Origin of the sequence: Clostridium estertheticum (genome assembly GCF_018861295.1) — a bacterium.
Taxonomy (GTDB): Bacteria; Bacillota; Clostridia; order Clostridiales; family Clostridiaceae; genus Clostridium_AD; species Clostridium_AD estertheticum_D.
Window position 1 is genome coordinate 13,648 of sequence record NZ_JAHLDM010000001.1, and the last position, 20,019, is coordinate 33,666.

The 20,019-nt window shown below is 31.3% G+C and carries 9 protein-coding genes and 1 other annotated feature; of the genes, 6 read left to right on the plus strand and 3 right to left on the minus strand.

Annotated elements, in window-relative coordinates; all coding sequences use genetic code 11:
• The first annotated feature begins 33 nt into the window (after nt 1-33).
• Nucleotides 34-1,071 (plus strand): Gfo/Idh/MocA family protein, encoded by a 1,038-nt coding sequence (locus KPL54_RS00090; RefSeq protein ID WP_216103666.1) that lies wholly within the window; start codon nt 34-36, stop codon nt 1,069-1,071.
• A 347-nt stretch (nt 1,072-1,418) separates the two neighbouring features.
• Nucleotides 1,419-3,077: a glutamine--tRNA ligase/YqeY domain fusion protein gene (locus tag KPL54_RS00095; RefSeq protein ID WP_216103667.1), complete on the plus strand. Its 1,659-nt coding sequence runs from the start codon at nt 1,419-1,421 to the stop codon at nt 3,075-3,077.
• 384 nt (nt 3,078-3,461) lie between these two features.
• Here KPL54_RS00095 and thrS read toward each other — a convergent pair whose 3' ends face one another.
• Nucleotides 3,462-5,399: a threonine--tRNA ligase gene (gene thrS, locus KPL54_RS00100; protein WP_216103668.1), complete on the minus strand. Its 1,938-nt coding sequence runs from the start codon at nt 5,397-5,399 to the stop codon at nt 3,462-3,464.
• A gap of 136 nt (nt 5,400-5,535) precedes the next feature.
• Nucleotides 5,536-5,738, minus strand: a binding site (T-box leader).
• A 492-nt stretch (nt 5,739-6,230) separates the two neighbouring features.
• Between thrS and KPL54_RS26695 the strand changes: the two genes are divergently transcribed.
• Nucleotides 6,231-8,141 (plus strand): bifunctional diguanylate cyclase/phosphodiesterase, encoded by a 1,911-nt coding sequence (locus tag KPL54_RS26695; RefSeq protein WP_216103669.1) that lies wholly within the window; start codon nt 6,231-6,233, stop codon nt 8,139-8,141.
• Nucleotides 8,142-8,606: 465 nt separating this feature from the next.
• On the opposite strand, the gene KPL54_RS00110 is transcribed toward KPL54_RS26695, so the two are convergent.
• Nucleotides 8,607-9,518, minus strand: a complete 912-nt coding sequence (locus KPL54_RS00110; protein WP_216103670.1) for a transposase — start codon at nt 9,516-9,518, stop codon at nt 8,607-8,609.
• Nucleotides 9,519-9,753: 235 nt separating this feature from the next.
• On the opposite strand from KPL54_RS00110, the gene KPL54_RS00115 reads away from it, so the two are divergent.
• Nucleotides 9,754-11,478: a phospho-sugar mutase gene (locus KPL54_RS00115; RefSeq protein WP_216103671.1), complete on the plus strand. Its 1,725-nt coding sequence runs from the start codon at nt 9,754-9,756 to the stop codon at nt 11,476-11,478.
• A 174-nt stretch (nt 11,479-11,652) separates the two neighbouring features.
• Here the strand turns inward: KPL54_RS00115 and KPL54_RS00120 are convergent, their stop codons facing one another.
• Nucleotides 11,653-11,934: a late competence development ComFB family protein gene (locus tag KPL54_RS00120; RefSeq protein WP_216103672.1), complete on the minus strand. Its 282-nt coding sequence runs from the start codon at nt 11,932-11,934 to the stop codon at nt 11,653-11,655.
• A gap of 318 nt (nt 11,935-12,252) precedes the next feature.
• Here KPL54_RS00120 and addB point away from each other — a divergent pair, with 318 nt between their 5' ends.
• Both addB and addA read left to right on the plus strand, forming a co-directional pair.
• Nucleotides 12,253-15,897, plus strand: a complete 3,645-nt coding sequence (gene addB / locus KPL54_RS00125; RefSeq protein WP_216103673.1) for a helicase-exonuclease AddAB subunit AddB — start codon at nt 12,253-12,255, stop codon at nt 15,895-15,897.
• On the plus strand, nt 15,884-19,969 hold the full coding sequence (gene addA, locus KPL54_RS00130; protein ID WP_253203285.1) for a helicase-exonuclease AddAB subunit AddA: 4,086 nt from the start codon (nt 15,884-15,886) through the stop codon (nt 19,967-19,969). The genes addB and addA overlap by 14 nt, the downstream gene beginning before the upstream one ends.
• Nucleotides 19,970-20,019: the final 50 nt, after the last annotated feature.

The window sequence follows — 20,019 nt, forward strand, 5'->3', positions numbered from 1 at the left end:
TGTGATATTAACATGAAAGCGAGGTATAAATTTATGAAAAAAATAAATTTTGCAATGATAGGATTTGGTGGGATAGCTAAAACACATTCATTAGCAGTTTATGATGCTAATTTAAGATTTTCACTTCCTTATGAGTTAAATTTAAAATACATTGTAACTAGGGATCCTATGATTCTTCCTATTAGTGGCGTTATAAATGTTACAGACATTGAAGAGGTACTTAAGGATGAAGAGGTTGATTTTATTGACATATGTACACCAAATAATGTCCATTTTGACAATGTGGTAAAGGCAGTAAAATATGGCAAAGCTATTTACTGCGAAAAACCCCTAGCTACAAATCTTAAAGACGCGATAGAAATGGCAAGCCTTGTTAAGGGAAATAATATAAAAAATTCTGTAGCTCTAGTTTATAGATTTATGCCAGCTTTGTCATTACTAAAAATAGAACTTGAAAAAGAGACAATAGGCAAGATTATAGATTTTAAAGTGAGAACTTATCATGATAGTTATTTAAATGAAAAGAAAAAGGATACCTGGAGAACTGGAAAAAATTCTGGTGGTGGTGCATTACTCGATTTAGGTGTCCATTTGATTGACATGATACAATTTACTATGGGAGATATAGAAGGAGTGGATGCAAAATCTAGAATTTTCTTTAAAGAAAGATCAGAAGTAGATGAAATTACAAATTGTGAATTTACATTGAAAAATGGTGTAATTGGAAGCCTTGAGGTTTCAAGAGTATTTACTGAGAGAGAACAAACAGATGATTACGTAGTTTATGGAAGCCATGGTAGCATAAAGATTAATTTTAACAATCCTTATGAAATTGAAGTATATAGTTATGAAAGTAATTCAACAGAGATAAAAAATGTAGCAGCAGGGGATAACTTATTAAAATTTTATGCGGATAAAAGAAATTCTTTGGGATATTTCCAAAATTGTCATACAGCGTCACTTATAAACTTTGCAAATAAGATTTATGATAATTCATCTCAAAGCATAGCTGCTGATTTTGATGATGCATTAAAATGTCAGAGAGTAATTGATATGGTGTATTGGAGATAGGTATAAAAATTCTCTTATATGGATTCAAATAAGAAATTTCAATGGAAATTCAATTAAAATTCGTATTAATAAACTAGAATTTGGTTAATATGGGAAGACTATAAATATAATTTAAAAAACTTAATATTTAATGCCATGAAACGTTTAAATCCTAGGAAAAAATCTGTTTTTGTGATATATTTAGTAGATATACATAAAACTTACAAGCGACTGAACTTACATGTGATTTGGCTTACTCTTAAGCAAACTTATTTTTAAGCAAACTTACGTGTAAGTCTGCTTAAGAGTAATCTAGATTATAGTAAGGGATATTACAAGTTTGCTAGATTAAAAGGAAGGTGCCAAACATGGAAACTAAGACCAATTCATCAAATTTTATAAGAAACATTGTTATGGAAGATATAGAAACAGGAAAACATAAAAAAATAATTACTCGTTTTCCGCCGGAGCCAAACGGATATTTGCATATTGGGCATGCAAAATCAATTATTATAAATTTTCAATTAGCAGATGAATTTAACGGTACGACTAACTTACGTTTTGATGATACTAATCCAGCGAAAGAAGATAAAGAGTACGTTAAATCTATAGAAGAAGACGTAAAATGGCTCGGATTTCAGTGGGATAATTTATTTTTTGCATCTAATTATTTTGATCAGATGTATAAGCGTGCCGTGTTATTAATAAAAAAAGGTAAAGCTTATGTTTGTGATTTAACAGCTGAAGAAATGAAAGAGTACAGAGGTACTTTAAGAGAACCTGGCAAAGTTAGCCCATACGTAAATAGAACAATCGAAGAAAATTTAGACTTATTTGATCGTATGAGAAAAGGTGAATTCCCTGATGGAGCAAAGGTTTTAAGAGCTAGAATTGATATGACATCTCCTAATATAAACATGAGAGATCCAGTAATTTATCGTATATCTCATGCAATTCATCATAATACGGGAGATAAATGGTGTATTTATCCTATGTATGATTATGCACATCCAATAGAAGATGCAATTGAAGGAGTTACACATTCAATTTGTACTTTAGAATTTGAAGATCACAGGCCTCTATATGATTGGGTTGTAAATAATTGTGAAATGGAAGATATTCCAAGGCAGATTGAGTTTGCAAGATTAAATATAACAAATACAGTAATGAGTAAAAGAAACCTTAAGCAATTAGTAGATGAACAGATAGTAGATTCATGGGATGATCCACGTATGCCAACTATAGCTGGACTTAGACGTAGGGGTTATACACCAGAATCTATACGTAATTTTTGTAGAGAAATCGGAGTTGCAAAAGCTAATAGTAAAGTAGATGGTCAATTGCTTGAGCACTTTATAAGAGAAGATTTAAGCCCTAAAACACCTAGAACAATGGCTGTTTTAAGACCTTTAAAAGTAGTTATAACAAATTATCCAGAATCTCAGGTTGAAATGCTTCAAATTGAGAACAATCAAGATGATCCATCCATGGGAACTCGCCAGGTGTCATTCTCAAGGGAAATATATATAGAAAGAGAAGATTTCATGGAAAATCCAATAAAGAAATACTTCAGATTATTTGTGGGTAATGAAGTAAGACTAAAGGGAGCATATTTTATTAAGTGCAATGAAATGGTTAAGGATTCTGATGGAAATGTATCCGAACTACATTGTACTTATGATGTGGAGACTAAGAGTGGTAGTGGATTTATAGGAAGAAAAGTTAAAGGAACAATCCACTGGGTAGATGCAATAAATGCACTTCCAGCAGAATTTAGATTATATGAACCCTTAATTTTAGATGATGAGCAAGAAGAAGGAAAAACATTCTTAGATCAAATAAATCCAAATTCTATAGAAATATTACAAGGATTTATAGAACCAAATATGAAAGATTCAAAACCAAATGACAAATTCCAATTCTTTAGACATGGATATTTTAATGTGGATTATAAATACACAACTGAGGATAAACTAGTGTTTAACAGAATAGTGTCTTTAAAAAGTTCTTTCAAAATTCAAAAATAATAACCATAATGAATAAGAGCAAGTACAAGATATGATCTTGTACTTGCTCTTATTCATTATGGGCAGGATATAGTCGGTAGCCCTCTTAGATACATCATAGTATAACTTTCTCCAGATTGAATTGCAATAAGAAGTGCAGTAACATTAAAATTTCATTTAGAAATTCTTCTTTTCGAATATAAAATTCTCGTAAGACTGCCAGGACGGCAGTCTAGCGAACTCGAGACAGGAAGTCGAGTGTGAGTACATAACACTTAATAAGTGTTATGCCCCCCAAAGGACTACCCAGAGGCTGAGAATTTTATATTCGCAAAAGATTAGAATGCCTTAATGAAATTTTACGTTTCAAGCTCATATTGCAATTCACGCTGGAGAAGGTTTTTATTATAACAATTTAGTATCGATTTCGTCTTTAATTCTTGTAATAAATGAGTCTAGTGCGATTGCACCCTCATCAGCATTTTTACGGCTTCTAACAGAAACTTCGTTTAGTTCTGCTTCTTTCTCTCCAACTATTAGTAGGAAAGGAACTCTTTCATTACGAGCTTCACGAATTTTATACCCAATTTTTTCTGCTCTAAAGTCGGCTTCTACTCTAATTCTAGATTCTTTAAGTTTTGCTACTACTGTTTCTGCATAATCATGATATTTCTCAGAAATAGGTAATACTTTAACTTGAAGTGGTGCAAGCCAAGTTGGGAAAGCACCAGCATATTTTTCAATAAGCGTTGCAAGTGTTCTTTCGTAACAACCAATAGAAGTTCTATGGATAACATATGGACGTTTTTTAACTCCATCTTTATCAATATAAGTCATGTTAAATCTATCTGGTAGTTGAAAATCAATTTGAACTGTAATTATAGTATCTTCTTTACCAAAAACATTTTTGATCTGTAAATCAAGCTTAGGACCGTAGAAAGCAGCTTCACCAATAGCTGTTTTATAGTCTATTTTAAGATCATCTAAAATGACTTTCATCTTAGATTCAGTTAGTGACCAGGCCTCTGGGTTATCAATATATTTTTCTTTATTATTAGGATCCCATTTTGAGAATCTATAAGTAATATCATCTTCAATTCCAAGTGTCTTGAGCATAAAGTGAATTAAATCTACAACACCTTTAAATTCATCTTCTAATTGATCGGGTCTAACAACTAAATGACCCTCTGAAATAGTGAACTGACGTACTCTTGTAAGACCATGCATTTCACCTGAGGATTCATTTCTAAATAATGTTGAAGTTTCTGCATATCTAATTGGAAGGTCACGGTAACTTTTCTGATCTGCATTATAAACTGTAAATTGGAATGGACATGTCATAGGGCGTAATGCCATAACGTCTTCACCCTTGGATTCATCACCAAGAACAAACATTCCATCTTTATAATGATCCCAATGACCAGATACTTTATATAATTCGCTTTTAGCCATTAATGGTGTTTTAGTTAGAACATAACCTCTTTTTTCTTCCTCATCTTCAACAAAACGTTGTAATAGTTGAATTACCCTTGCGCCATTAGGCATAAGTAGAGGTAATCCTTGACCTATCATTTCTGATGTAGTAAAGAGTTTGAGTTCACGTCCAAGTTTGTTATGATCTCTTTTCTTAGCATCTTCCATTTTCTCTATATGAGCATCTAAATCAGATTTTTTTGTAAATGCAGTTCCGTATATACGGCTAAGCATTTTGTTTTTTTCATTACCTCTCCAGTAAGCGCCTGCAACTTGAGTAAGTTTAAAGGCTTTTATATATTTTGTAGACATTAAATGAGGACCTGCACAAAGATCTGTAAATTCGCCATGTCTGTAGAAAGATAAGCTTGCATCTACGGGTAGGTCTTCAATTAACTGAACTTTAAAATTCTCATCTAATTGACCCATAAAGGCTATAGCTTCAGCTCTTGGAAGTTCAAACCTTTCTATAGGTAGGTCTTCTTTAATAATTTTTTTCATTTCTGCTTCAATTAATTTAATATCTTCAGCAGAAAAAGAGTTTTGTTTATCAAAATCGTAGTAGAAACCGCCATCTATAGCAGGTCCTATGGCAAGTTTAGTATTTGGGAATAATCTTTTAACTGCTTGAGCCATAATATGAGTTGCAGTATGTCTAAAGGCTTTTTTACCTTCCTCACTATCAAAAGTTAATATACTAAGTTCGCAGTCCTTAGTGAGTTTATAACGTAAATCTACAGTTTCACCATCTACCATGCCAGCACAAGCAACTCTTGCAAGTCCCTCGCTAATATCCCTAGCAACTTCAATTACAGTTATTTCAGATTCGTAAGATTTTATTGAACCATCTTTTAGTTTAAGATTTATCATGTACATTGCTCCTTTCTTTTATATACTTGTTTAAATTTTTTCTTATAGAAATGAAAAAACAAAAAATATTATCAACAAGTTTGTAAACTCATATTTTTTGAAAAATAAAAAAACCCCGTCTCAATTCTAATTATAGAATTGGGACGAGATTATAATTTCCCGCGGTTCCACCCAAATTGTTTATACAATAAACCACTTAATAATTATAACGGAATTACCGGGCTTTGTTGAAGCCGCTCAGAGGTAGTCTTCAGCTAATTTCATTTAAGAATACTTTCAGCTAATGTATTCCTTCTCTGTAAATGTACCATGGCTTACTTTCCTCATCGTAGTATTGATTTATTTGCTTACATTAATTATATCACTTGCGGTATATATGTCAAGATAGGTAAAAAGATTAATATGTAATTTAGTCTAGTTTTATGGTACTTGTAATATAATAATGTAATTCGTGAATAAACAATATTAATATATTGCTTATTCGTTTTCAAATATAATGGAAATCAATTGGAGTATGGCTTTTTATTTTTATATTCTTGTTATCTCAAAATTATAGAATATAAAAAATTTAAAATTTAAACTTTAATATGCATTATGTGTAAATATTGGTATAATTAATTTACTGTTTTATTAAATATAGGTAATCTATGCTAAAATTATTTAATGAATACTTATGATAAACGTTTACAATATAAAATCAAGGTTATATTATAAAAAACCATTAATAAAAATATAAATTTCACGATAGTTATAGTAATAACATTATTAAGGGATTTTAAGATGTAAAATATATAACCAAGTGTTTCATACATTATAACTGGAGGGGTATAAGTGAACGCAAAAAAAACAGCCAAAATCAAAATAAGTAAATTTATTAAAAGAGCATATATAATTTTTTCAAATATATTAACTAAAAAAGGTAGAGAGAGGTTTTGTAAATTTCGAAAAGGGTACAAAAAATTCTATGTTACATGTGGACAAGCAGTAGCAGTAAAAGAGAAATTAAGGGTGCAATATGATGAAATTTATGAAAAATTAGCAATAATTGAAAAGAGCCAGGAAAGATACAAATTATCTTTAGATTCTACCAATGATGCTATGTGGGAAATTGATTTAACAACTAAAATGTTTTCTTCATCTAATAGATTTAATGACATTACTGGATATGACAAAGAGGTAGCAAATTCTATTGAAAATATAATTAAACTTGTTTTAGAGGAAGATAGGGAAATTGTAATAAAAGATTTTATTGATCTCATTAATGGCGGAATATTATATTATCAGTGTAGATTAAAACTTAATTTCAATGGCATAGACAATAGATGGTTTTTGATTAGAAGTATGTGCCTAAGAGATACAAGCGGTGTTGCAATTAAAATTGTAGGTTCCGTCTTAGGAATAGCTATTCAAAGAAATTTTGAAGAAGAAATTAATAAATTAAAATATTATGACATATTAACAGATACACCTAATAGAAAATTATTTATTAGCACACTAGAAAATGAGATTATTAAATCAAAGGGTATGTACAAGCAAATTAAACATGCTATATTGTTTATTGATTTAGATAATTTTAAAGAAGTTAATGATACTTTAGGGCATACCTATGGAGATGAATTGTTAATAAATGTTGCAAATTTGATTAAAGCTACTATGGCAGAGGGAGACCTTGTTTCAAGAGTAGGTGGAGATGAATTTTTTATTTTAATGAAAAATATTAAAGATTATTCTAAAATAAGCGGATTATGTGTAAAACTTCAAAGCTTGCTAAATTGTGCGATAAAAATAGATAATAAATATGTATATACTTCGGCAAGTATTGGTATTGCAATCTTCCCGAATGATGGATATGATACTAATATATTATTAAAAAATGCAGATACCGCGATGTATAGTGCTAAAAATAATGGTAAAGCAAGGTATTCTTTTTTTAATGAAAGTATGAGTTCTATAATTGTAAGACGTGCTGAAATAGAAAAGGGATTAAGGAATGCTCTAGAAAATAATGAGTTTGAAATGTATTATCAACCACAAATAGATATTATAAATAATAAATTAAAAGGGTTTGAAGCACTTTTAAGGTGGAATAGCGCAAAGCTCGGAAAAGTATCACCTGCGGAGTTTATACCTATTGCAGAGCAAAGTGGACTAATAGTTTCTATTGGTGAGTGGATTATAAAAATGGTGTGCCTCCAAAATAGTTTATGGAAAAGTAAAGGATATTTATATGATACTATTGCAATAAATCTATCTGGAATTCAATTACAGAATGATGATTTCGAAGAAAAACTAAAAAACATTATAAATGAAACGAAGATTAACCCAAAGTTTGTGGAACTTGAAATTACAGAAAGTATTTTCATGAAGGACTTTGAGCGTAGCATTAAATTACTAACTGCAATAAGAGAATTGGGCATAACTATTGCTTTAGATGATTTTGGGACGGGATATTCATCGCTTAGTTATTTGAAACGGCTACCTATAAATACGCTGAAGATAGACAAGTCGTTTATAGATAATATCGATACAAATGAGCGAGAAAAAGTTATTGTAGATGGGATAATATTACTTGCACAAAAAATCGGACTCGACGTAATTGCAGAAGGGGCAGAAACAAAGAATCAAATTGAACTATTAAAAGGAATGGGATGTAATCAAATACAGGGTTATTATTTTAGTAGACCTCTATCGGCATGTGAAATTGAAGAAAAATTTTTACGTACTAACTGTATTAATTGTTAGCGATGGGGTGAAAGAGCTATAGTGAATGGAGAAAAAGTAATCGTGGAATTTTTTTCGGTTTGTGAGAAGGGAATAGGTTAGCGGACAAGACAAGACGGGACGGTTAACAATAAATTAGTAATTAAGGATTAATGAAAAAGAGAATGTTAAGGGACGGTTAATAAATAAATAAATAAATAAATAATTAAATAATTAAATAATAATTAGAAAATAAATTAGAATTCGTGAGTTACGACAAAAAATGTGGATATGGACAAGAATTATTTTCTCTTTATCTTGATAAAGGTCTCTATGAAAACTTGTAGAGTAAGATTATTTAAGGTACTATCATGATTCATTTTTATCATCAATAAGGTAAATTGTATATTTCAATAGGCTTGTCCAAGAATTTTAAACTAATAAAAAATCAGCTATTATTTTCTAAATTTTTTTGTTTACTATACTAAAATGATAAGTGAATCTTAGTTAGGCATAACATTTAATAAAATCACCAATAATATTTTCAAATTTTTTGTTTGTCCCAATTAAGTTAATACCAATAGTGCTTAACATTGATATTCTAGCCTGTGTAATATTTCCAAGTGTGCGGGATATATCGCTGGATTTAAAATTACAGAGGCTCCTCATTAGAACAACTGTTAATGCTTTCGCTTGCACAAGGTTTCTACTGTATTTCATGTAAAGCTGGATCTTTGATACGTTCATTTTTGATGCTATGAATTCTAATACATCATCGGATTTAAAATTTCTTACAAGTGTTATCCTTTCATTTTTATACTCTGATTTTTCATCTTCAAATTCTATTTCTTGTTTCAATTTTTCTTCGTTACACATAAAAATAAGATCATAGTAATTTTTCCTTGCGATTTTAATGCTTTCACCAAAAAGACTTATAATGAACCCATAATCAACTAATTTAAAATAATCACGCCTCTTTCCTATAAATATTGCTAAGCTAGAAAAAGCATATTTTTCAGGGCAATTTTTATGGTCAAGTATATCTGTAGGATTATTATGTATATATAGTGATAAAGTCTTCAAATATCTATCATTAGCAACTATTATGCTTTTAAATCTATCTCTAAAAAGATGACCTCCCCTTTCATGTTTTTTATTAAAATACATTGCATAGGAAAAATTTATACCATGCATTACTTTTGATATATCAGATCCATTAGCATCAATGATTAAGTGTAAATGATTATCCATTAGGCAATATCCGTAAAGCTTAAAATTATAAAGAGTTTTATATTTTTTTATAAGAGACAGATACTTTTTCTTATCCTCAGTATCCTTGAATAAATTTACCTCAGTTATACTTTTGCACATAATATGATATATTGACTCATCGCTTTTTAATCTAAATGTTCTCGACATAAAGAATCACCCTTTCTAATAAGAATTTGTTTGAATTATTGCCGATAGGTCGAGATGATATTCATATTTTAAATCAAATAGTCAAATTGATTGTTAACCGTCCCAAACTAAAACTAACAACTAAAACTAATGATTTGTAAAAATTTTACTTAATATAGTTTTAGATATTTTAAATGTGGAGGATATACTGTATAATATAATCAAATGGTAATTATTTGGAAAGGTGTGATTTAGTATGACTTATATAAAAAGATACGAAGAATGGGTAAATAATAAGTATTTTGATGAAGAGACACGAGAAGAGTTAAAGTCCATAGAAAATGATAACAAAGAGATTGAAGACAGATTTTACATGGATTTAGAGTTTGGAACTGCAGGATTAAGAGGGAAGTTAGGTGCTGGACTTAACCGAATGAATATATATATTATTTCAAGAGCAACGCAAGGGCTTGCGGATTATATTAAGGAATATGGAAAAGAATATATGGATAGAGGTGTAGCAATAGCTTATGACTGCAGGCATTATTCTGTTAAATTTGCAGCTACAGCAGCACAAGTATTAGCAGCAAATGGAATAAAAGCATATTTATTTGAAGAATTAAGACCTACGCCAGAACTATCTTATGCAGTAAGAACGTTACATACAGCTGCTGGAATTGTTGTGACTGCTAGTCATAACCCTAAAGAATATAATGGATACAAGGTATATTGGGAAGATGGGGCACAAATTTTATCATCTACTGCAAAGGGAATAACAGAAAAAATTAAGAGTATTACAGACTTTAGTACTATAAAAGTTATGGATATTGAGGAAGCAAAGAAAAAAGGATTAATAGTAATCCTTGGAAAAGCAATGGACGATGAATACATGGAGAAAGTAAAGGGACTAGCTATAAGAGATAATATAGACAAAGATATAAAAATTGTATATACTCCTCTAAATGGGACGGGAAATGTCCCTGTAAGAAGGGTTCTTAAGGAAAGAGGATTTACTAACATAATAGTAGTGCCAGAGCAAGAAAAGCCAGATCCAGATTTTACAACCGTTGGGTATCCTAATCCAGAGGATGTAAAAGCCTTTAAATATGCAAGGGCGCTTGGAAAAAAAGAAGGGGCAGAATTGTTAATAGCTACTGACCCAGATTGTGATAGACTTGCTATAATGGTTAGAGATACGCTTGGTGAATATGTTGCCTTTAATGGTAATCAAATAGGGGCTATACTCATAAAGTATGTTATAGAAGGAATGAAAGAAAATGGCACACTTCCCAAAAATGCTGCTATAGTTAAATCCTTAGTAACAGGTGATCTAGGAAGGGCAATAGCTACCAAATATGGTGTAGAAACTTTCGAAGTACTCACAGGTTTCAAAAATATTTGTGGTAAAGTCAATGATTTTAAAAAAGACAATAGCTTTGAATTTATATTTGGATATGAAGAAAGTATCGGTTATGTTGCTGGAACTTTTGTTCGTGATAAAGATGCAGTCATAGCATCAATGCTTTTATGTGAAGCAGCAGCCTATTATAAATCAAAAGGTAAAACTTTATTAGATATATTAAATGAGATTTATGTTGAGTTTGGATATTATAGAGAAAACCTAATATCTTTAGTTTTAGAAGGTATAGAAGGACAAGAAAGAATTTCTAGAATGATGGTAGAATATAGAAAAGATTATTTATTAACAATAGGTAGTTCAAAGCTTACAAAGTTTATAGATTATGAAGTTGAGAAAGCTTATGACATCTTGAATGGCACGGAAGAACCTAGTGGAATAGAAAAATCTAATGTACTTAAATTCTATTTCGATGATGATAGCTGGTATGCAGTAAGACCTTCAGGTACAGAACCAAAAATTAAAATATATATGTACTCTAAAGGAAAAACTCTAAAAGCTGCAGAAGAAAAACTAGTAGAAATGGAAGAGGTTATAATAGCGAAACTTCAAAGCACAAAATAGAAACGAAAATAATATAGGTAAAATAATTTAATAAAAGGATTCATGTAATGCTTAATATATTCTACGCACTACATGAATCCTTTTATATGTACAAATTTATCTAGAATGTATTGTAAGTAGATATTGTTCCACGTAGTCCAATATAAAAACAAGTAAAGGATTACAAAAATGATGCTAGAAGTCAACTAAATGTTTTGGATTAGTAGATACTATCTCTATAGCTTTTGTAATTGCAGTAGTAACATCGATTGTTTCCTGTTTGTTAATTTCAGCTAAGGCACTTGTGTATAGTTCTCCCTTTTCGGAAACGGTATATTTTGTAGCCAAAGAGTTTAGTGCTAAGGCATTAATATCTAATTTGCACTTTTCACATTTGCAAATATCATCATATTTTTCTAATATCTTTGCTAATAGGTTGTTTACTTCAACTTCAGAAAAATTTTTCAAATGATACACTGTATACCTCCTTTTAGTCTTTTTATAAACAATATAATACAGCAATTATAGCATGCATAATAATACTTTAAATGAAAATTAATGTATTCATCTTAGCCGTTTAATACATTGTATGCAATAATCGTATATAAATGAATTTTAATGTAATTGTTGCATCGAGAGGTGTTTAACATGTTGTGAACAAAAGTTGATGTTAGTCATTAAGAGAAATCATACATGGTATAATATATATAAAAGGTATACTAAAATAAATAACAAGTAAGTATGTTAGCTTATTTACAGAATTCGTATAAAATATAAAAGGAAGGACGTGTTTTTGTGAGTTTGAGATTTATCTATGGAGGAGCTGGGAGAGGGAAAAGTACTTTCTGTTTAGATGATATGAGGCGCAGGCAAAAGGAAGAAATTGAAAAACCTCTAGTACTTTTGGTCCCAGAACAATTCTCTTTTCAAGCTGAAAAGAATCTTATAAAAGTAGTTGGATCCACAGGAATAAAAAATGTCCAAGTACTTAGTTTTAATAGATTAGCATACAAAGTATTTAGTGAAGTTGGAGGCATAACACTTAAACCTATGGATACATCAGGAAAGGCAATGCTTATTCATAGTATACTTCAAAAGAATGGAGAAGAATTCAAGGTATTTAAAGGAGCGGCAAGGCAAAGGGGCTTTGTAGATAATGTAGCTAGCATTATCACTGAGTTTAAAAAATATGGAATTTCGATTGGTGACCTAAATAAGGTGAAAGAAGATCTAGGCGCGAACCCATTACTTATAGATAAGATAATAGATTTATCACTTATATATGGAGAGTTTGATAATATTTTAAACATAAACTATGTGGATCCTGACGATGATTTGATTCGTTTATGTAACGTCCTTGATGAATGTTGCATTTTTGATGGAGCAGAGTTCTGGCTTGACGAATTTACAGGCTTTACACCACAGCAATATGGAGTATTAGAAAAATTATATAAAAAGGCTAAAAGAATAAATATAACATTGCCCTTAAAAAGCTCAGAGCATTCAAAATTTATGGAGCCCTCTGATGCATTTTATTCTATAAAGTTTACGGAAGATAATCTTTTAAATATAGCTAAGGAGAGTGGGACAAGCATAGAAGCACCTATAGAGCTACAAGGTAATAAAGAATGTAAGTTTAAAGATAATGTCGAGCTTTCATTTCTTGAGAATAATTATTTTGAATTTCCTTATACACCATTAGTTAAGAAATGTGAAAATATAAAGATATTTAAAGCTCTCAATGGTTACAGTGAAGTAGAATATGTAGCAAGGGATATCTTAAGAATATGTAGAGATGAGAATATAAGATTTAATAAAATAGCAGTGGTTACTAGAGATCTGCCAACCTATGAGAAATTAATTAAAGCGATATTTACGGAATACAATATTCCTTTATTTATAGACAAGAAAAAAGATATAACAAGTAACCCTTTAATAGTTTTAATAACTGGAGCTATTGAGATTTTCACTAAAAACTTTAGTTATGAAGCAATGTTTAGGTATCTTAAAACAGGGCTTTTAGATATAGAAAAGCAGCATATAGATATATTAGAAAACTTTATTATCGCAACTGGAATAAAGGGTAAAAGAAAATGGACAGAAATTGATTTATGGCAGGAAAAAATAGATTATTATTTTAGAGATTATTATAACAATGATAAGGCAAGTGAGGATGAAACTGAAAAAGTAGAGTCTACAATTAAAATATTAAATGAAACCAGGGACAAAATAATTATACCATTATTACAATTTAAGGAGAAATTAAAAGGTGGCGGGACCGTCACAAAAATATGTACAACTCTATTTGAATTCCTAGAGTCTATAAATGTATATAAAACCTTAGAGAAATGGATAGAAGGTTTTAAAGCAGAAGGTGATCAGGAGCTTGTCACTGAGTACAGTAAAATATGGAATCTAGTTATGGAATTACTGGATCAGATGGTAGAGGTTATTGGCAAAGAAACGCTATCTCTTGAGGATTTCGTAAAAGTACTGTCCATGGGATTTAGCAAACATCAAATGGGACTTATTCCACCGGCGCTTGATGGAGTAACAATTAGTAGTGTTGAGCGTGTAAAAAGTCATGATATAAAAGCGTTATATATTATAGGAGTAAATGATGGAGTATTCCCAAAGGCAAGTAAGGAAGAGGGGATATTTACAGATAGCGACAGAATGATTTTAAAAGAAAAAGGTATAAAGCTTGCCGATGACACAAAAACTGAGGTGTTTAATGAGCAGTATTTAATCTACGCAACGATAAGCATTCCAAGTAAATATTTAAATATAACTTATCCTATAGCAGATTATGAAGGTAAAACTTTAAGACCATCTATTATAATAACAAGGGTTAAAGCCTTATTTAAAAATCTAATAGAGGAAAGCAATATAACACTTAGTAATGATGGCTTGCATAATAAGGAAAAACTAAGTGATGTACATGAAGCATTTGATAGGCATGTGTTACGCGATTTTTACCAGGTATGTGCTAAAGTGCCAACATTTAATGATTTAATATTTGCGCTTAGAAGATATTTAGAGCAAGGTTATATATCACCACTTTGGATCGCGGTTTATAAATGGTATCAAAAGGATCCATTATGGAGAGAAAAAAGTAATACCATTTTTCAAGGATTTGACTATAAAAATGAAGTGAAAATGCTTGAGAAAGAAAAAGTAAAACGACTTTACGGAGAAAAAAATTACTTTAGTGTATCTAGAATAGAAAAATATGAAGAATGTCCTTTTGCATATTTTGTTCAATATGGATTAAAAGCAAAAGATAGAAAAACTTTTACATTTTCATCCCCAGACTTAGGTAGTTTTATGCACAGTGTGCTTGATGATTTTTCAAAACTTGTGGATAAAAGTGAAATAAAGTGGGCAGATCTTGATAGGGATTGGTGTGAACAAAATATAGGGGAAATTGTAGAAAAAGAAGCGGAAACGGGTACAAGTGGGTATATATTAAACAGTACCCCTAGGTACAAGTACTTTACAGAGAGACTTAAAAGAGTTTTAAAGAAAACTATCTACGTAATAGTTGAGCAGATGAAAAACAGTGGCTTCGAACCTTTTGGTTACGAAGTGTCCTTTGGCAATAACGAGGGAGATTACCCACTGATACAAGTAGAATTATCAACAGGTGAAACCGTAAATTTAGTTGGTAGAATTGATAGAGTGGATAAGCTAATAAATGAGGGAGAGGAATTTTACAGGATAATAGACTATAAATCTGGAAATAAGGATTTTAAATTATCTGACGTATATTATGGACTTCAAATACAGTTACTTACCTATTTAGATGCTATGCTTAGAAATGAGAAAGCTTTATCTAAAGAAAGTGCTATATCAAATGAAAGCGTGGATGAACCAATTTTCCCAGCAGGTATACTATATTTTAAAATAGATGACCCAGTTATAAAGGCTAAAAATAATTTAGATGAAGAAGAATTAGAAAAAGCTATAATGAAAGCATTAAAAATGAAGGGGTTACTACTAGCAGATACTAAGATAATTAGGGAGATGGATAGAAATATAGAAGGTGCATCCCTAGTTGTTCCAGCATCTATTAAGAAAAATGGAGAATTAGGATCAAGATCATCAGTTGCAACTAAGGAGCAGTTTGATATGCTGCTTAATCATGTAAAAGAGAATCTTATAAAAACTTGTGAGGGAATGCTTTCTGGAGAAATAGACATAAAACCATATAAGAAAAAGGATATTACCCCATGTAGTTATTGTGAGTATACGGCTATTTGCCAATTTGACCCTACATTAAAAGAAAATACTTATAAGATAATAAAGGATAAGAAAGACAAGGAAATATGGGAGCTCTTATCAAATGAAGCAAGCCAGGAAAATGATACTAGCGAAGCAATTGAAACAAAGGAAGACATAAAAGAAAGTGGGGTGGAGAATTATAATGATAAAAAATGAGAATGAAATTAATGAAGTGAAATCAGATGTTACTTGGACACAGGATCAACAGAAAGCTATTTTAACAAGGGATTGCAATATCCTAGTAGCTGCAGCTGCAGGTTCAGGTAAAACTGCGGTACTAGTTGAAAGAATAATAAAAATAGTAACGGATGAGGAAAGGCCTACAGATATAGATAAGCTTCTAGTAGTTACATTTACAAACGCTGCCGCATCCGAAATGAGGGAGAGAATAGCTGCTGCAATTTCGAAAGAACTTCACAATAATCCACAAAGCAAGTTATTTCAAAGACAATTAACATTATTAAATAAATCTAGCATTACAACTATTCACTCATTTTGTCTTGAGGTTATTCGTAATAATTTTCATGTGGTAGATTTAGATCCTAATTTTAGAATAGCAGATGGAACAGAAGCAGTGCTTCTTAAGCAAGAAGCTTTAGAGGAATTATTTGAAGATAGGTATATAGCAATTGAGGATGAAAATAAGAGCGAAGGAGAAAATAGTTCTTCGGACGTACCGGTAACCCCTAGATTCCCAAATCTAGAATCCAATAGTTTCTTAAACCTGGTTGAAGCCTATAGTAATAATAAAGAGGATTTAGGTCTTCAAGGAATAGTTCTAAGCCTTTATAATTTTGCTATGAGTTCAACAAATCCAGATAAATGGCTAATAGATTCAGCTGAAAATTTTAACATTAAAGATGGGGCAAGCTTTAGCGATACCCCTTGGGCAAAAGTTTTAATGGATGATACTAAAATAGAATTACTAGGAATAGAAAAAGTAATGGTTAAAGCATTAAAAAATGTAGAAGACAATGAGGCTATAATTTTATATGATGAGGTATTCAAGTCGGATTTAGCTATAATTGCGGATCTTTTAAGTGCAGCGAATAACTGTTTTGAAAATTTGGCAACAACTTTTGAAGAGCTAAGTTTTGCAAAACTTCCTAGTATAAAGGCATGCAAGGACAAGGAAAAACAAAAGGCTGTTCAAGAGATAAGAAATAAGGTAAAAAAACAATTACAAGAACTGCAAAAGCAAGTAATGAATGCAAATTCAGAAGATTCTTTAGAAGATATAAGAAAATTATATCCACTTATGATGGAATTATCTCAACTTGTTATAGATTTACAAGAAAAGTACAGAGAAAAGAAAAAGGAACGGTCAATTATTGATTTTAACGATTTTGAGCATTACTGCCTCGACATATTAATGAAAAAGGATGAGGAGGGGGAAGTGGTTTTAGGCGATGATGGAAAACCAGAACCTTCCTCAGTAGCAATAGGGCTAAGGAATAAATATGAAGAAATTCTGATAGATGAATATCAAGACAGCAACATGGTTCAGGAAACTTTACTAAATATAATTTCAAGAGAAAAAATTGGATCACCAAATGTATTTATGGTGGGAGATGTAAAACAAAGTATATATAGATTTCGTCAGGCAAGGCCAGAGCTTTTTTTAGCCAAGTATAATAGCTATTCTAAAGATCAAGGTGCGAAAACAAGAAAAATAACTTTATATAAAAACTTCAGAAGTCGAGAGACAGTTATAAATGCTGTGAATTATATTTTCAAACAAATAATGTGCAAAAATATTGGAGATCTTGATTATACAGATGAGGAAGCATTAAATTTAGGAGCGCATTTTGATGAATTAGTTGGGCAAGGAGTGATAGGTGGACCCGTGGAACTACATCTTATCGAAAAAGAAGTTAAGGACCCAGAAAATGACGAAAATGAAGAGGAAAGTGGGGGACAGGTAAACACAATTGAAGATGATGGTAAAAGTGAGGGACAAGGCAACATAAATGAGGATGAAACTCCAACGAACATTGAACTTGAAGCAAGAATTGTGGCAAAAAGAATAAAAGAATTAATGGCGCATATCGATGATCAAGGGAATGAAACTGAAGCTTTTAAAGTCTATGACAAAAACATTAAAGAATATAGGGATGTTGATTATAAGGACATTGTAATATTACTTCGTGCAACCTCAGCTTGGGCACCTTCTTTCTTAGAGCAATTAAAGCTTGAGAATATACCGGTTTATGCAGATACAGGGACAGGCTATTTTAGTACTGTAGAAATTCAAATAATTATGAGTCTTCTTCAAATTATAGATAACCCAAGGCAGGATATACCAATGCTTGCAGTACTGCGTTCCCCAATAGGAGGGTTTACCTCAGAGGAACTAGTTGATATAAGAATAGGGCAAAGGGAAGTAAGCTTTTATGAGGCAATGGTAAATTTCGTGGATTTTAAAGATACACTGTCTGAGGATAAAGAAGATCAATCTGGGGATAAAAAATTAGAGCCTGGGGATAGAAATTGCGACTTAGAGGATAAACAGCTAGATTCTGTGGATAAAAAACTTAAAAGATTCCTAAAGAAATTGGATCACTTTAGAGACATCTGCACATATATGCCTATCGATGAGTTCATCTGGTATTTATACACGAACACAGGTTATTACGGTTATATAGGAGCCATGCCAGGAGGTCCTCAAAGACAAGCAAATTTAAAAGTGCTTTTTCAAAGGGCAAGGCAATATGAAGAGACAAGCTATAAGGGATTGTTTAATTTTATAAATTTTATAAATAAGCTAAAAGTGAGCAGTGGTGACATGGGTAGCGCTAAAACCTTAGGCGAGAATGAGAACGTAGTCAGAATAATGAGCATTCATAAAAGCAAAGGACTAGAATTCCCTGTAGTATTTCTAAGTGGAATGGGAAAAAACTTTAATTTGATGGATATAAATAAGAGTATATTATTTCATTATGAATTAGGGTATGGCCCAAATTATGTGGACCCAATTAGAAGGATTTCGTATCCTACAGTACTAAAGCAAGCACTAAAAAAGACAATAAAAATAGAAAGTTTAGCCGAGGAAATGAGAGTATTATATGTAGCTTTAACAAGGGCAAAGGAAAAACTAATAATAACTGGCTCAATTAGAAATATAGATAAAAATTTATCTAGAATGAGTTCAAGCTTAGATGAGAGCAGTGAAAAGCTAGGGGAATATGAAATATTAAAAGGAAAAAGCTATTTAGATTGGATAATACCTGCAGTAATTAGGCATGTTGATGGAAAACCTCTAAGGGAGCGTATACAAATAGAGGATGAAAATTTACATCTACTAAGTGATCCTTCAAACTTCATTGTGCGTTTTTGGAATAGAGAACATATAAAGAAAGACGAGCAACTGGAGGAGGAAACTCTTGTTAGTGCAGAGAAGAGGCTTAGTCTTCTTAAGGAAAAATCTATATATGATAAACTATTAGATGATAAATTATCGCAGGAAGAATTATCATCTCAAAAATCATCTGAAGAGAAATTAATGGCAGAGATAGAAAAGAGGTTAGGCTTTGTTTATAAATACGAGAAGTCTACAAAAATGCCTACAGTACTCACAGTAACAGAGCTTAAAAGGAAGTTCAACGTTGAGCTAACGGAGCTCGGTTCTGGCAATATGTATGCACCAAGACTTATAAACAAACCAAAATTCCTAGAAGAAGTAAAAGGCTTATCGCCAGCTGAAAAAGGAACTGCAATGCATTCAGTACTTCAAAGATTAGACCTAACTAAAGTGACAACATCCACTGAAATAGAAGCACAAGTTCAAATCCTTGTAGAAAAATCGTTATTATCCAAAGAAGAGGGCAAAGCTGTCCGTATAGATAAATTAGGAAAGTTATTTAAAACTTTACTTGGGCAAAGAATGATAAAAGCATATGCTCTAAACCAATTGAAAAGAGAGGTTCCATTCCATATGGAAATTAGTAGTACTGATATAGATAAAAGCCTTCCAGTAGAACTATATGGAGATGAGCAAATAATGCTTCAAGGGATAATAGATTGCTATTTCGAGGAAAATGGACAGATAATACTCGTGGATTATAAAACAGACTTCGTGAAAAATGGAGAGGTAAACTCACTAATTGACAAATATAAGTCTCAGCTCGATTATTATGCAAAAGCACTTGAGGTTACACTGAAAGTAGATGTTAAAGAGAGATACATATACTCGTTTAGCACAGATGAAGCAGTAGAAGTAAAACAATAGAAAATGTGGGATAGTTGTTAACCGTCCCTCGCATTAATCATTAAATTATG

Coding starts and splice junctions, on each gene's coding strand:
- KPL54_RS00090 (WP_216103666.1), top strand. CDS start 34: ATGAAAAAAATAAATTTTGCAATGATAGGATTTGGTGGGATAGCTAAA.
- KPL54_RS00110 (WP_216103670.1), bottom strand. CDS start 9,518: ATGTCGAGAACATTTAGATTAAAAAGCGATGAGTCAATATATCATATT.
- thrS (WP_216103668.1), bottom strand. CDS start 5,399: ATGATAAATCTTAAACTAAAAGATGGTTCAATAAAATCTTACGAATCT.
- addA (WP_253203285.1), top strand. CDS start 15,884: ATGATAAAAAATGAGAATGAAATTAATGAAGTGAAATCAGATGTTACT.
- KPL54_RS00115 (WP_216103671.1), top strand. CDS start 9,754: ATGACTTATATAAAAAGATACGAAGAATGGGTAAATAATAAGTATTTT.
- KPL54_RS00095 (WP_216103667.1), top strand. CDS start 1,419: ATGGAAACTAAGACCAATTCATCAAATTTTATAAGAAACATTGTTATG.